This window comes from Chryseobacterium sp. KLBC 52 (assembly GCF_003347605.1).
Lineage (GTDB): Bacteria > Bacteroidota > Bacteroidia > Flavobacteriales > Weeksellaceae > Chryseobacterium.
In genome coordinates this window covers 347,828-361,692 of record NZ_QDFZ01000002.1, presented here as the reverse complement: position 1 = coordinate 361,692, position 13,865 = coordinate 347,828, and the positions used below count along the sequence as shown (strand labels likewise).

Genomic DNA, 13,865 nt, shown 5'->3' with positions numbered 1-13,865 from the left:
GCTAATCCTAAGGCGATAATAATCCAGATCGCAATGAAAAGTTCTCTTTTTAAGAAGAATGTTTTGGATACAAGATCTGCTTTAGACAAGAATTTCAATGCTAATGCCAGTTCTACGAATCCTAAAACAACTTTTACCGTATTCATCCATCCTCCGGATTTCGGAAGACTTTGTAATGCCTGCGGGAATAATGCCAGCAATCCAAAAATAATTGCCCATGCCAGCCCGAATCCTGCCAACGCAAAAGTCAACAGCATCGGAACGTTGGATGAACCTGTTACTGCGCTTCCCAGTAAACTTCCTAAAATAGGTCCTGTACATGAGAAAGAAACAATTACCAGGGTCAATGCCATAAAGAAAATACCGATAATTCCTCCTGCCTCTTCTGCTTTGGAAGATTTGTTGGCAATAGAACTTGGTAAAGTAATATCATAATACCCGAAGAAACTTCCGGCAAAGAAGATGAATATGATAAAGAACGCAATATTCAGCCATACACTGGTCGAAATCTCGTTGAAGATATTTCCGGCGATTCCATCAATAATATGGAAAGGAATACTTAGTAAAACGAAGATAAGAAGAATGAAAAACCCATAAATAAGAGCATCCCTTTTCCCTTTTGCTTTGTCCTTACTTCCTTTTGTAAAGAATGAAACGGTAAGTGGAATCATCGGGAAAACGCATGGCGTAAGCAAAGCAATTAATCCTCCGATAAATCCTAAGAATAGATACGTCCAGTAATTTTCATCCACCTTGGTAGAGGCGGTACCACAATCCGTCAATGGTTTTTTGAAATTAATACTTTCAATTTTCAGCTGCTTGGGATCCAGTTTTGAAGTTTCTGTGATCGTAGCTTCTGTTTTTGCAGGATTTTCAGTTACCGTCTCCGTTATTTTTACAGAGTCTTTTGCAGGACCTGCAGTTTCCTCGGTCGTAGCCTCTTCCGTTACTCCTTTTGGCGTAACTTTTTGATTGAATTCTAAAGTATTGGGAGCGAGACAAACTCTGTCGTCACAGGTCTGATACGTAATCTCAGAAGTGACATCTGCGGGTTTTGTCGGATCTTTTAATTTAAATTTCTGCTTAAATCCTGCAGAATTGGAGTAGAAAACAATTGTTCCTCCAAACGCTTCAGAAAATTCTTCATGCTTTTTACCTACTTCGGTAAATTTTCCGATCAACTCGATATTCTTTCCTGTTACTTTATACTCGGTCGGAATTCCGGTATCTTCCGGTAGATCTTTAGAGTAAATGTGCCATCCGCTTTCCATAGTAGCATTCAATACCGCTTCGTATTGATTATTCCCCAGGTCGTTGATGGTGAATTTAAACTTTACAGGATTTTTTATCTGCGCATTAATTCCCGTTGCTAAAAATAGTAGAATTAATAAAAACCAATTTCTAAATTTCATTGTTCATTTCGTTAAAATTTTGAGACTCCGTTTTCGTTTTCTCATTCTTTGCAAATCTTCTGTTTTACCTGAAAGGAAGACTGTCAGATACATTATTATTCTTAATGAGTCTGTGTCCAGATTTTTTGCCTTGCTAAAATAGATAATTTTTCGTCCCTAAAAAATTTAGAAACTTTCTTTTTTTAAGCCTGATCCCTAAAATATTTTGTCTTATGCCCTAATCGCAATAGAAGTGTTACTCAATTTATCATTTAATATGATTATAGATTTTTTCAATTTTGCCAACTTGGTAGTATGATAAGGATCTTTTCCAGGGCAAAAAACTCTGAGCAAATCAATTCAGATTTTTTAAAATATCTTCTACGGATGCTCTGTTTTTATAGTCCGGATCAAAATGTCTCCATGTAATTTCTTTTCCTTGATTAAGGATGAAGGTTGCCGATACAGGAAGCCTTCCGGAATGATCTGATCTGCTGTTGGCAAAATCCTCTTTTAATTTTGAGTTATAGAAATTAAGCGTTTCATTATCAGGAGTATAAAGGACATTAAATGCTTCTGCAATTTTATATCCTTCGTCATATAAAACCGTATAGTCTGTCTTTGTTTTGCTGATCGTCTTTTCTATAAATTCCGGTTTTTCGGGAGAAATAATAACAAGTCTCGCGTTTTTCGATTTCAGCTCCGGAGCCAGATTTTGTAATGTTTCAATGTATTTGTTACAATACGGACACCATTGTCCTCGGATAAAAACAATTACAAGTTTTTTGTTTTCCTTTAATGAAGAAAATGTATTACCCAAATGATCTTTAGCAGTGAAATTATCAATTTTATCACCGATCATTTTTCCTTTTACCTGATCTAACGTTTTGCCGGATGGAGACATCTTTTTTTTCAGGACTGATGCTCCGACCTCCAAAAACTGTTCAGGATTATAGTATCCGAAATCATATTGAACCAGTTTCCCTTTTGAATCAAGGAATAAAAAGGAAGGATAGTTAACCACTTTAAATTCTTTGGCCAGGCTTATCCCTTCTTTTTCTGCATCTATAGCAAGGTTTACAAAATTTTTATTGAACATCTCTCCGATTCGGGGATCAGTAAAGGTGTTTTTTGCCATAAGCTTACAAGGTCCGCACCAGGTGGTGAACAGATCAATGAAGATTAGTTTGTTTTCTTTTGCTGCGATTTTTTTCGCGGCTTCCAAATCAATTTTTTGAAAATTGATGCCTGCGCTTTGTGCGTTAAATGAAATTCCTACTAGTATAAGAAGGCTCAATACGATTTTTTTGAACATATATTTCTTTTCTTATTATGTTCCCTGATTCATGAAAAAATCACCCGTAAATAAAAATATTTTATATAACGATTTGATTTTCAGTTGTAAAAATATTTTTATTTTTAATTTTTTTGATCTGTTCTACACATTTGTATTTTTGATTCTGAGCATTATGTTTGCTGGAATACTGGTATTTATCCTGAATTTCTTCAATACTTTTGTTTTCAATAAAAATGTCATGGATGAGATTCTGACAATGGGAAGAGATCGATTTGATATAACCAACCAGTTTTTCCCAGTAATACCTTTCATTTTCAATGGCAGTACTTATTTCCTCCTGATGTTCCATGAAATAGTTTTCAGGAGACTCTACATAAAAGTTTCTGTTTTTGAGTTTTTTAAACCACAGATTTTTTACAATTCCGATAATATAATTCCCCAGACAGGTTTGGACTTTGAAGTCATCAGCATTGAGTTTTTCATAAAGAATGAGTAATGCATCCTGGAAAATATCTTCAGCATCTTCCAGATTACCTTTATTGTTCAGAATGAATTTCTGAGTATAACCAAAATACTGTTGGTATAAAATTCCAAAAGCTATATTGCTGTCTTTCTTAAAATCATCAACAGCTAACGAATTAGTTGTTTTTCTGTCCACGTTACAGTTATCTTTTTTTGAGTAGTTCTGTCTGCCTGATACCTGCGATCCTGTCTGAGAGGGATGACACCTAAAATATGGTTTGCGGAGTCACACAATAACCAGATCTTTTCCTTGATCAAAGCAGATAATTTTTCGTCCCTAAAAAACTTAGAAACCTTCTTTTTCCCTGAAAACCCTGTTGGATAAAATTCATCTCCATCCTGTTGTTTTCTTAATAAGATTGGAAACTGAAGCTTTTCAGCATCGAAATCCCATTCAAATTCTTTGTGGATTTCTTCATTGTTTTCAATATCACCTACGAGATTGATGCTGATCCGGTTTTCGGAAAAATCAAACTTTTTGATCAGTACTATTTCTTCCGGAGTTTCCTTTTCTTTGCTTTTATCAATAAAAATAAGTTCATCACGGTTGACCATCAACTGATATTCTTTTGAAAAGAAAGAACTGTTGTTTTCTGCTTTAAAAATTTTCGGGATTTCTTCCTCCTGATTGAATCCGTATTTTTTTAAGATTTCAAATTTCACGAAATCACTTTCCTGATCAAGCTTTTCCTTTGATAAGATTTTATAGTTTTGGTTAAATATGGTAAGATTATTTTCTATCTCCTGAATCTGTTTCTGGACAAAATCTTTTGTTTGATTCAGATATAAAGAACTTTTTCTGAAGTTTTCCAGAAAATGATCGTTGGTATCCATCAGCAGCGGAACAATCCCATTCCTGATCTTATTCCTCAGATAATCACTTTTTTTATTAGAAAGATCTTCCCGGAATTCGATGGTATTCTGCTCAGCAAACTGATAAATTTCTTTTTTGGGAAAATCTAAGAGGGGACGGAGGATTTTATTATCATTTGATGGAATTCCACTCAATCCATTAATGCCTGCAGCTTTGGAAAGATTAATGATGAAAGTTTCCAGCTGATCATTGAGATGATGGGCGGTAACGAGAAATTCCAGCTTTTCTTTTTCCTGAATTTCTTTAAAAAAAGCATATCGAAGCTCTCTTGCCCATAGCTGAATAGAGTTTTCGGGTTTCTGATCTTTTTCCGAAACTTCGTACAAATGAAATTTTATATGATTTTTCTCACAAAAATCCTGCACTGTTTTCTGATCCAGATCCGAATGATTACCACGAAGTTTATAATTGATATGAGCTACCTGAAACCGGAACCTGGAATCCTGAATTTTTTGCCCTAAATCCCTGAATAAAGAGGCGAGAACCATAGAGTCTGCTCCTCCGCTTACCGCCAGAAGATAGGTGTGGTTTTCCGGTTCGTGAACAAGATTTTTTAATCGATTGGTGAAGGCTGATTGATCCAACATAGATGTTGAGAATTTCTTTTATGCAAAGATAACCGATATAATTCAATTGAATTTTCCTAACTTTGAGTAGTCTAAAAATGATTATTTATGAAGATTTTAAAAATTTTAGCAGTTTCTGCAATGGCGCTGGGGATGACATCTTGTGTCAGCAAAAAGCAGTATGATGCTTTGAGCACAAACTATAAGCAGTGTATTGAAAATATTGGAGAAAGACAGAGAGAAATTCAGGATTTGAAATCTCAGAACTCTGCATTGGCGGGTGAAAACAACTTGTTGAAAAGCCAGCACGATGCTTTAAAATCATCACTTGATGCATGTCTGTCCAATACAGGAAAAAGCTCTGCTAACATTGATAAACTGGTAGGCGAAATTAATGCTTCCAATTCTTATATCAAGCAATTGATCTCCAGTAATGCTAAAAATGATAGCTTAAACCTGGCATTGTCTAATAAACTGAAGAGATCTTTGGATAATGTATCTGATGAAGATGTACAGGTAAAAGTATTGAAAGGAGTGGTAATGATCTCTCTTTCTGATAAAATGTTATACAAAACAGGAGATTACAACATCTTGCCTGCAGCTCAGGAAGTGTTAGGTAAAGTAGCGAAAGTGATCAACGATTACGATAAATACTCAGTATTAATTGAAGGTAACACGGATAACGCTCCGTTGAACTCTCCGAATCTTCCAAGAGACAACTGGGATCTTTCTGCATTAAGAGGTACTTCAGTTGCTAAAGTTCTTCAAACTCAGTTTGGAGTTGATCCTGCAAGAATCACTGCTGGTGGACGTTCTGAATACAACCCGAAAGCGACTAATATGAGCGTTTCAGGAAGATCAGAAAACAGAAGAACGGAAATCATCATTATGCCTAAACTCGATGAGTTTATGAAACTGATGGATATCGCTCCTAAGAAATAATGACTAAACCCTATATCATCATAAATCCCGAAGCAATTCGGGATTTGTTTTTTTATGAACCAATCTGTTTTGGAATATACTCTGCTGATATTTTTTTCTTTGAAGATGATACCGTTTTTTTAACGGTTTGTTCAAAATAAAAGTTGGTGATATTCCATACGATCATAATTGCTGAGAAATAGTATAAATTGAGCACCAGCGCAATTCCTATGTGCATGGAGATGGTGAGGAAAAGCCATGTTTTCTGTGTGGGTTTGTACCAGATAAAGAAAGGATAACACATCTCAATAATAATGGTAGTCCATCCAATCAAGCTTAGAATATAAGAATGTTCTATCAGCCAGCTGAAATCAATAGTCAGATCTCTGTTGGAGTAGGGCAGATGAATGGCTTTCCAGATAGATTCGCCGTTCCACCAGTTGAATCCTAAAGCTTTGTCAAGCCCGGAAAAAAAGTAAGCAATTGAGACATGAATCTGAAATAATCTTTTCACCGGAGTAATATTCATAGGTCCGGGGTTTCTGCTGAAAATAAAATTTCGCAGCGAAAAATGCTGATCAGCAGGAAAAAGGATCAGATAAAATAAAGACATGCTTGTGAAAAAATCTGCACCATAGGCAAAAAAAGAACTTCCCTTGAGCAAGGCTATCTGCAATATAAGTAACAAAAGTGCAGAAATTCTTGAATAAAATCCGGTGATGATAAATACACACAAAGTAATAAACGAAACCTTTGTTATTGCTATTGTTGCACTTTCTTCAATCCCGAGAGTTTGTAAAAAGCTTACTATTTTTTGGAAGGTAATCAGCCAGTCTGGTGTAAAAACACTCATAATATCCTGAGGAATAATACTGTTGCTTGAAAATAATTTTTCAAAATCCGGCAGCACCGCAGTAAATTGTAAAAGGATCACAATTCCTATGGCAATCCGAAAGAAGCTTAAGAATTCCGTTTGATTATCTTGTCTGAAAAAGAAATTTTCAATTTTGGTATAGAATGCATTCAGATTTTTCATCACTTTAGTATTTGAATTCATCAATAAGAATAAGATTTTCATTCGTTTTTCCTTTTTTGAAATCTGCAATAGCAGGGTAATTGTACAGATAAAGTTTTGTCGTTACGCTGGAAGCCAGCGGATTTTCTTTCATCACGTGAGCTGCGATCTGTCTGATAATGATATCCAGATACTGATAATACTTTTTGTCGTATTTATTTTTATCTGATATTTTATCAAGAAACATGTTAAAAATAGTGGTGTATCTTACTCTGCTCTCTTTGTTCTTAAAATAAGGCAGATTTTTTTGTTCAAGGATATTGCCATTTTTATCTTTTAATTCAAAACTCATGACAAAGTCGCTGGCAACATTGGGTGCATAGAAACCATATCCTGTATCAAAACCAGTGTAAGAAGTAAATATATTGACGGGTTTTAGCTGGGCAATGTCTTCAGAAATAGTATATGCCAGCGGTTTTTTATACTCTTTATTTTCATAATAAAAACCATAATATCCATCAAATGTTCCTTTCAGACCAATGGTGAAAACCACCAGCAGGATTATAAAAATTCCGGATAACTGAAGCTTTCTTTTCATGACAAAAGATTTAAAAAAAAGACTGTCTTCAGATTAAAAACAGCCTTTTTAGGTTATTTGTAATTCATCAATACACTGTTCAGCTTTACATTGATTCTTGGATCAATGGCTGTATTAACTTTGTAAGATTTGATAATCACATTGGTAAGATTTCTTCTACCCATCGTTGGTGGACAGATTGTGTATTCTTCTGCTCCTTTAACGGTTAATCTGTTTAAAGACGCGATGTCTTTCTGGGTTAGTAAAGCTGCGTTGGTCGCAACCTGATTGTTTTGAATAGCATAATAATCTGTTCCCAATTCTTTAGCTCCATATTTTTTCAGGATACCTTCCACTTTTTCTCTTAGATCTCCATACTTTTTCCAGTCGATATTAGCTTTCATTAAGCATCCGCGGATCACATACTGTCTGTTGATTTTATAGATAATGAAATTGGCACCCAAACTGTTCTGATGAAGTTTCTGAAGACTTAATAAACTTTTCATGTCTTCTTCAGAAATTTTTTTCACATCTTTCAGGATGTAATTATGGTCTACAATGTAATTGCCTTTTTCTTTATAAAAAGACATTTCCTGAGGTTTTAGCTGGGAGAATATCATTACAAGTCCCACTATCGCTCCGATTAATAATAAAGTCTTTGTTTTCATGTGGTTGTTTTTAAAATATCCCTACTCTTTTTTAGGATTTTCGGATGCCTCCTTTATTTGAATGTTTCATGGCTGGAAAACGTATATCAAAGGTAGGAGCATATGAGCGGTCATATACAGGTGTTTTTCCTGTTTTTTATGAGGATTTTGACTTGTGAAGTGAGATATGAATCAGTATTTTGAAGAGTAATAGCCGTTCATGGATATTTCAGGTTGATGTATTGTAGCTTAAAATATGGATTCTGAGAATGAATTGTAAAATGAACTCAGTGAAGTCCTGTAGAATGATGTTGAGAAAAATATTGATGAAGGAATGCGATGAGGTTTTAATCTGAAATAATCTGAGAGAGAATATCTGAGTATAAAACAAAAATAAATCCCGAAGGTGGCCGGGATTTATTTTTTAATCAAATTAATTCTTCCTTTTTCAGGAGCGAAATAATTCGTTGCAAAAATGAAGTGGATATTTCTGTCTTACTTTTTGCTGCAGAAGCATCAGTTCTACTTTTCAGTACAACTTTTTTGTGATTCTCATGGTTAGTTTGTGTCTCTCCTGCAATCATCTTGTTTTCTCTTAGTGTTTTTACCCCTTATTCTTATTGCAAACTTATAACTAATACCACAAAAATAACATCCGTGTTTTCACGGTATTTTATATGGGGTTTTCACTGAAGTTTGTGTTTTTATTTATTAAATATGTAGTTTTTGTGTATATAATTAGTTGATTAATAAAAGAATATGTATATTTAAATCTCCGTTAAAGGAAATATTAAAGAGGTATCCGAAAATCTAAAGAGTAGGAAGTTAATACTAAACTAAAATCATTATGAAAAATTTAAAAAAACTTTCAAGAGGAGAAATGAAAACTGTGCAAGGTGCTATTAACGCGTGTAATCCACAGATATTTTGTTCGAGTCCACAAACAAAGTGTTGCCCAGGATGGGTTTGTGCCGGGATAAGACAATATTGTATAGCCATATAATATTTTTTTACATCGAATTTAGATGGCTAAGAAAAAGAGAGGAATTAGTTTCTCTCTTTTTTGTATTTTATATTGAACAAAAAGAAGGTTTGGGAAAGTTTTAAAATCATTAAATTTGTTTAAATTAAAATGGTATGAGTTTTTTTGAAGAAAAGAATCCTGAAATGGACAGATATTTGGAGGCACACGCTTCTTCGGAATCCGAAATTCTGAAAAAGCTGAGAAGAGAGACATATCAGAAAACAACACAGCCTCATATGATTTCCGGATATCAGCAGGGAAGATTGCTGACAATTATTTCCCAGATGCTGCAGCCGAAAAATATTCTTGAAATAGGAACATTCACCGGCTATGCTACTTTATGTCTTGCATCAGGGTTATCAAAAGACGGAAAAATTACAACATTGGATGTGAATGAAGATCTTGCCTATCTTCCCAAAAAATATTTTGAATCCAGCGAATATGCAAGCCAGATTGATTTTAAACTCCAGGATGCCAAGGAATATTTAAAAGAAACAGATGAATTTTTTGATCTGATTTTTGTAGATGCCGATAAAGAAAACTATGCTGAATATTTCAGACTGATTAAACCGCATACAAAATCCGGAACGGTGATCCTTTTTGATAATGTTTTATGGTATGGAAAAGTGTTGGAAGAAAATCCGAAGCTGAAATCTACCCAGTCTATCCAGGAATTAAATGATTTGGCAGCAAAAGACGAAGATTTTGAAAATCTTATTTTACCTTTGCGAGATGGAGTCAACTTTCTTCGCAGAAAGTAACTGAAATATTCAAGGATTAAACATTTAAAGAGATACCTATCGTATTTTTAATCTTTAAATTATTCAATCTTTAAATTGAAAATTAATGAATAAGGGAGTTTGTATTGTTACAGTAGCGCCGGTTCGTGCAGAAAATTCTGACAGAGCTGAAATTGTTACGGAAATATTGTTTGGAGAAAGTGCAGATATTTTGGAAGTGGATAAAAACTGGACCAAAATAAAAATGCATTATGATGGCTATGAAGGATGGATGGATACCAAACAGCTGAAACCAATAACGGACGAAGAACTCGCCAAAAGAAAAGTGACTGTCGTTACCGAAGACTTTTCTTCTGTACTCATGAACGATGGTAAAACTTTACTTTCTATGGGGTCTGAAGTGGAATTTCCGGTGGTGGCTTCAAGAAGAAGTCATGATGTGCGTGAAAGTATCGCTCTGACAGCAAAAGAGTTCCTGAATGTACCTTATCTGTGGGGAGGAAAAAGCTTTTTTGCCGTGGACTGCTCCGGATTTACCCAATTGGTTTACAAAATTCACAATATAAAAATACCCAGAGATGCATCACAGCAGGCTGAGGTAGGTGAAGCACTTACTTTTATAGAAGAAACACAGCCTGGAGATCTTGCATTCTTTGAAAATGCAGAAGGGAAAATTATTCATGTTGGAATTATGCTGGAAAATCAAAAAATCATCCATGCTTCCGGAAAAGTAAGAATAGACACACTGGATTCCACAGGGATTTTCAATAAAGAAATGAATAAGCATACTCATAAACTGAGAGTGCTGAAGAGCGTCATCTAATCCTGATTCAATCTCGTCTGAAATGGAAAATATTCTTTTTACAACTTTTGATATTTTTAATTTTGGACTGGTAGTTTTTCTATGGTGGTTTACCCTGAAAAACTATAATACATTGCCAGAGAGAATTCCTGTACATTTTGACATGGAAGGGAAAGCAGATGGATTTGGTGGGAAAATGTATGCCTTTCTGATGCCTGTATTGGCTCTGGGATTATATGCTCTGTTCATGTATGGTATGAGGCATCCTGAAGACACTCATTTCCCGGTAGAAATTACAGCGCAGAATATGAATGCTCAGTTTTTAATTATGAAGATTGGATTGAGGATTCTCTTCTTAATACTGGCTATTATTTTTATGAATATTCAGGACTATATGTTCAGATATGCCGTAGATGATCAGGCCAAACCGAGAATTACATTTGCTGCAATCTTTTTATTTGTTGTGTTTTTTACTCCCGCATTACTTTTTATAGCCTATCTGTTTAAATGATACATTCTAAAGATAATTCAGAACATTATATCTGGGGAAACCAATGTGACAGCTGGATTCTTAAAAATACCCAAAGTTTATCCGTAAAGCAGGAGAAAATGCTTGCAGGAACTTCAGAGAAACTACACTTTCATAAAGTGACAGAACAGTTTTTTTATATTCTGAAAGGAGAAGCTGTATTCTATATCAATGAAAAAAAATTCCTGGTTGGGCAGGGTGAATCTATATCCATTGAGCCGGGAGCAAAGCATTTTATCTCCAATGAATCAGATGAAGAAATTGAGTTTTTAGTCATATCAAATCCTCCAACGGATCATGACAGAATTGAAATTAAAGAATAAGTAAAATGGCTTTTTTATACAATATATTTATCAGTCTTCTTGCCTTCGGTATGAAGGTTTTTGCCATGATTAATGATAAAACTAAAAAAGGCGTTAAAGGAAGGCGTCAGTCTTTAGATAAAGTTAAAGCTGCATTTTCAAAAACAGATCAGGTAATCTGGATGCATGCCGCAAGTCTTGGTGAATATGAGCAGGGACTACCTGTTCTGGAGAAATTGAAAGAGAATTTTCCTCAGCACAAAATCCTGGTGACTTTCTTTTCCCCATCAGGATATGAAAATGTGGTTAAGAAGAAACATATTGCAGACGTTATTTGTTATCTGCCTTTCGATAAAAAAAGTGCTGTAAAAGAATTTACAGACCAATTTAATACTGAACTATTTTTTACGGTTAAATACGATTATTGGTACAATCTCCTTGCCGAATTGAAAAACAAAGGGACAAAGATTTATGTCATTTCTGCCCTGTTCTATGAAAGACAGTCTTTCTTTACTTCCTATGGAAAATGGTTTGTGAAGCAGCTTCAGAAAAATGTAGATTGGTTTTTCCACCAGACTCAGTTTTCCTTAGCCTTGGCGAAAAGCGTTGGATTAATGAAGTCTTCCGTAACCGGAGACACAAGATTTGACAGAGTGAAACAGCTGCGAGAAAGAAATAATCATGTCGATTTTATTAAAGACTTCATTGGAAATAATAAAGCGGTAGTTTTCGGAAGTTCATGGCAGGCAGAAGAGAAAATAGCAGAAGTAGTTTCACGCAAAAATAATACAGTAAAACTCATTATAGCACCTCACGATCTGAAAAGAGTAGAACATTTGAAAAATATATTCCCGGATGCTTTACTGTACAGCGAAATACAAAACACTCAACCTTCAACTTTCAATACTCCAATTCTGATCATAGACAGCATTGGTTTATTATCAAAATTATATTCTTATGCAGATGTAGCTGTTGTAGGAGGAGGATTTCATGATGCCGGACTTCACAATATTCTGGAAGCAGCCACTTTTGGTGTTCCTGTGATCTTTGGAAATCATTACAAAAAGAATCCGGAAGCTGATGACCTGATCTCTGCCAATGGCGGAAAGTCTTTCCCTGACGAATATACAGCCTCAGAATTCGTTTTATTTCTTACGAATGAGGATAACAGAGAAGAGCTTGAAGAGATGTCTAAAAACGCCGGAAAATTCGTGGATGAAAAACCTGATTCTACCAGAATGATTCTTCAGAAAATTTTATCTTAAGAATCCCTGGCTTTTAATGTCTTTCATAATCTGATCGATGTTATCTGGAATTCTGTCACATTCCAGCCAATTGAAGTCAAGACCATTGTTAATACAAAGTTTCTGAAGATAGTGATTTTCTAAAAGTTTATTCTGAGTATCACGAAGGTATTCATCAATTTCCATCCAGTAATCTTCATCCAGTTTTTTTATAAGAATCAATGACTTGAAAACTTTGTTGATGATATAAATATAAAGCTTGTAAACATTGTCAAACCTTTGTCTGCTGAGATCACCATTATTTTCCAATACCTTATTCACGAGAAGAAGATTCAGGGAAACCTCTCCGAATTTATCAGTCGTGATTTTTACATGCTCGGTAATTTCAGCACTTATTTTTCGCACAGTAGACAGAAAATATTTGGCATTTCCCACATATTTTGAAGCCAGAAGAAGCTGTTCCTCCACATGCTCTTCCATGGCATTTCTTTTATCATCTGTGGTTTCCGGATCAATCAGTTCAAAGTAAAGCTTTTTAGACAATAATTTATCCTTTCTCAGGAGTCTGAAAATAAGTTTGTCCTTCTCCGTTCCGGAAAAAGCACTCAAAGCGGCTTTGAACTCTTTTGAATATTCCATTAATTGAAAATTTTTGAATATTTCAGGAATCCGTTTAATGCCCAGTTAGCCGTATAATACAACGATTTTACTGTGGAGAATCCCATGAAATCTTTATACACAAGATATTGATCTTTGATGATGTTTTTCTTATTCCTTGAAACGCTGTTTTCACGCATTCTGTATTTTGCCAGGGTCTTTTGTACAGGAATCCCTTCCGGAATTACTTTTAAAAGATTCAGCCACATCACATGATCTTCACGTTTACTTTTTACCGGAAAGAAAAATTTCCCGGCTCTTTTGGTGTCATAAATAGTGGAAACCGGCGCCAGCCTGCAGGTTTTAAGTAAATTAGAGAAAGTAACAATTGTGTCAGCTTCAAAATCTTTTAAAATAGGTTCCATGGTATATTCATCACACCTTGAATAATTACAATAGGCCAGTTCCGCATTGTTTTCCTCAAGAAAAGTAATCATGGTTTCCAGATATTCAGGATACCACAAGTCATCAGAATCCAGAAAAGCAATATATCTTCCTTGTGCCCTTTCAAGACTTTTATTTCTGGCATTTCCTGCGCCGCCGTTTTGCTCCAGAACCTGTAATTTTATTCTGGGATCATTATATTTTCGGATGATTTCAACCGTATGGTCTTTGGAAAGGTCATCTGTAATCAGCCACTCCCAGTTTTCGTAGGTTTGGTTTAGGACAGACTGTATGGTTTCCTCGATAAATTCTGCAGAATTATAACAGGGAGTAATGATGGAGACAAGATCTTTCATTTGTGTTTTTTAAACTG

Annotated in this window: 16 protein-coding genes; 7 read left to right on the top strand and 9 right to left on the bottom strand. The window is 34.9% G+C overall.

Features of this window, described 5'->3' with window-relative positions; translation table 11 throughout:
- The 4 genes from DDF69_RS03265 to tilS form a co-directional block, all read right to left on the bottom strand.
- The coding region (locus DDF69_RS03265; RefSeq protein ID WP_114819506.1) for a protein-disulfide reductase DsbD family protein at window positions 1-1,412 on the bottom strand (1,412 nt) is incomplete at its 3' end.
- 334 nt (window positions 1,413-1,746) lie between these two features.
- Window positions 1,747-2,706: a redoxin domain-containing protein gene (locus DDF69_RS03260; protein WP_114819505.1), complete on the bottom strand. Its 960-nt coding sequence runs from the start codon at window positions 2,704-2,706 to the stop codon at window positions 1,747-1,749.
- A 61-nt stretch (window positions 2,707-2,767) separates the two neighbouring features.
- Window positions 2,768-3,346 carry an RNA polymerase sigma factor gene (locus DDF69_RS03255; RefSeq protein WP_114819504.1) on the bottom strand — a complete coding sequence of 193 codons (579 nt, stop codon included), beginning with the start codon at window positions 3,344-3,346 and terminating at the stop codon, window positions 2,768-2,770.
- The gene (gene tilS / locus DDF69_RS03250; RefSeq protein ID WP_114819503.1) at window positions 3,319-4,671 is read right to left on the bottom strand and encodes a tRNA lysidine(34) synthetase TilS; all 1,353 of its coding nucleotides are present in this window, start codon (window positions 4,669-4,671) and stop codon (window positions 3,319-3,321) included. Before tilS ends, DDF69_RS03255 begins: the two co-directional genes overlap by 28 nt.
- An 87-nt stretch (window positions 4,672-4,758) precedes the next feature.
- Between tilS and DDF69_RS03245 the strand changes: the two genes are divergently transcribed.
- Entirely contained in the window at window positions 4,759-5,592 is an 834-nt protein-coding gene (locus DDF69_RS03245) for an OmpA family protein (protein ID WP_047435593.1), read from the top strand.
- A 52-nt stretch (window positions 5,593-5,644) separates the two neighbouring features.
- Here the strand turns inward: DDF69_RS03245 and DDF69_RS03240 are convergent, their stop codons facing one another.
- The 3 genes from DDF69_RS03240 to DDF69_RS03230 are packed head-to-tail and all read right to left on the bottom strand — an operon-like array spanning window position 5,645 to window position 7,831.
- Window positions 5,645-6,649 (bottom strand): HTTM domain-containing protein, encoded by a 1,005-nt coding sequence (locus DDF69_RS03240; RefSeq protein WP_228411913.1) that lies wholly within the window; start codon window positions 6,647-6,649, stop codon window positions 5,645-5,647.
- Entirely contained in the window at window positions 6,612-7,184 is a 573-nt protein-coding gene (locus DDF69_RS03235) for a hypothetical protein (RefSeq protein WP_114819502.1), read from the bottom strand. Before DDF69_RS03235 ends, DDF69_RS03240 begins: the two co-directional genes overlap by 38 nt.
- A 53-nt stretch (window positions 7,185-7,237) precedes the next feature.
- Window positions 7,238-7,831 carry a hypothetical protein gene (locus tag DDF69_RS03230; protein WP_114819501.1) on the bottom strand — a complete coding sequence of 198 codons (594 nt, stop codon included), beginning with the start codon at window positions 7,829-7,831 and terminating at the stop codon, window positions 7,238-7,240.
- 826 nt (window positions 7,832-8,657) lie between these two features.
- Here DDF69_RS03230 and DDF69_RS22475 point away from each other — a divergent pair.
- From DDF69_RS22475 to DDF69_RS03205, 6 genes are all read left to right on the top strand, one after another.
- Window positions 8,658-8,813: a CCPGW family putative bacteriocin gene (locus tag DDF69_RS22475; protein ID WP_410494285.1), complete on the top strand. Its 156-nt coding sequence runs from the start codon at window positions 8,658-8,660 to the stop codon at window positions 8,811-8,813.
- Window positions 8,814-8,947: 134 nt separating this feature from the next.
- On the top strand, window positions 8,948-9,595 hold the full coding sequence (locus DDF69_RS03225; protein ID WP_114819500.1) for an O-methyltransferase: 648 nt from the start codon (window positions 8,948-8,950) through the stop codon (window positions 9,593-9,595).
- Between the two features lie 85 nt (window positions 9,596-9,680).
- A complete protein-coding gene (locus tag DDF69_RS03220) occupies window positions 9,681-10,397 on the top strand; it encodes a C40 family peptidase (protein ID WP_034693014.1) in 717 nt (238 codons plus the stop codon).
- Between the two features lie 22 nt (window positions 10,398-10,419).
- On the top strand, window positions 10,420-10,887 hold the full coding sequence (locus DDF69_RS03215; protein WP_114819499.1) for a DUF1648 domain-containing protein: 468 nt from the start codon (window positions 10,420-10,422) through the stop codon (window positions 10,885-10,887).
- A complete protein-coding gene (locus tag DDF69_RS03210; RefSeq protein WP_114819498.1) occupies window positions 10,884-11,228 on the top strand; it encodes a cupin domain-containing protein in 345 nt (114 codons plus the stop codon). Before DDF69_RS03215 ends, DDF69_RS03210 begins: the two co-directional genes overlap by 4 nt.
- 5 nt (window positions 11,229-11,233) lie before the next feature.
- Window positions 11,234-12,472: a 3-deoxy-D-manno-octulosonic acid transferase gene (locus tag DDF69_RS03205; RefSeq protein ID WP_114819497.1), complete on the top strand. Its 1,239-nt coding sequence runs from the start codon at window positions 11,234-11,236 to the stop codon at window positions 12,470-12,472.
- Here DDF69_RS03205 and DDF69_RS03200 read toward each other — a convergent pair.
- Together DDF69_RS03200 and DDF69_RS03195 are read right to left on the bottom strand one after the other, a co-directional pair.
- Entirely contained in the window at window positions 12,464-13,090 is a 627-nt protein-coding gene (locus DDF69_RS03200) for a deoxyuridine 5'-triphosphate nucleotidohydrolase (RefSeq protein WP_114819496.1), read from the bottom strand. The genes DDF69_RS03205 and DDF69_RS03200 overlap by 9 nt on opposite strands.
- Window positions 13,090-13,848, bottom strand: coding sequence for a glycosyltransferase family 2 protein (locus DDF69_RS03195; protein ID WP_114819495.1), 759 nt, complete (start codon window positions 13,846-13,848; stop codon window positions 13,090-13,092). Before DDF69_RS03195 ends, DDF69_RS03200 begins: the two co-directional genes overlap by 1 nt.
- Window positions 13,849-13,865: the final 17 nt, after the last annotated feature.

Bases quoted from the DNA above. Each gene is read 5' to 3' on its own strand.
- DDF69_RS03260 (WP_114819505.1), bottom strand. From the start codon at position 2,706: ATGTTCAAAAAAATCGTATTGAGCCTTCTTATACTAGTAGGAATTTCA.
- tilS (WP_114819503.1), bottom strand. From the start codon at position 4,671: ATGTTGGATCAATCAGCCTTCACCAATCGATTAAAAAATCTTGTTCAC.
- DDF69_RS03245 (WP_047435593.1), top strand. From the start codon at position 4,759: ATGAAGATTTTAAAAATTTTAGCAGTTTCTGCAATGGCGCTGGGGATG.
- DDF69_RS03240 (WP_228411913.1), bottom strand. From the start codon at position 6,649: ATGAAAATCTTATTCTTATTGATGAATTCAAATACTAAAGTGATGAAA.
- DDF69_RS03235 (WP_114819502.1), bottom strand. From the start codon at position 7,184: ATGAAAAGAAAGCTTCAGTTATCCGGAATTTTTATAATCCTGCTGGTG.
- DDF69_RS03230 (WP_114819501.1), bottom strand. From the start codon at position 7,831: ATGAAAACAAAGACTTTATTATTAATCGGAGCGATAGTGGGACTTGTA.
- DDF69_RS22475 (WP_410494285.1), top strand. From the start codon at position 8,658: ATGAAAAATTTAAAAAAACTTTCAAGAGGAGAAATGAAAACTGTGCAA.
- DDF69_RS03225 (WP_114819500.1), top strand. From the start codon at position 8,948: ATGAGTTTTTTTGAAGAAAAGAATCCTGAAATGGACAGATATTTGGAG.
- DDF69_RS03220 (WP_034693014.1), top strand. From the start codon at position 9,681: ATGAATAAGGGAGTTTGTATTGTTACAGTAGCGCCGGTTCGTGCAGAA.
- DDF69_RS03215 (WP_114819499.1), top strand. From the start codon at position 10,420: ATGGAAAATATTCTTTTTACAACTTTTGATATTTTTAATTTTGGACTG.
- DDF69_RS03210 (WP_114819498.1), top strand. From the start codon at position 10,884: ATGATACATTCTAAAGATAATTCAGAACATTATATCTGGGGAAACCAA.
- DDF69_RS03205 (WP_114819497.1), top strand. From the start codon at position 11,234: ATGGCTTTTTTATACAATATATTTATCAGTCTTCTTGCCTTCGGTATG.
- DDF69_RS03200 (WP_114819496.1), bottom strand. From the start codon at position 13,090: ATGGAATATTCAAAAGAGTTCAAAGCCGCTTTGAGTGCTTTTTCCGGA.
- DDF69_RS03195 (WP_114819495.1), bottom strand. From the start codon at position 13,848: ATGAAAGATCTTGTCTCCATCATTACTCCCTGTTATAATTCTGCAGAA.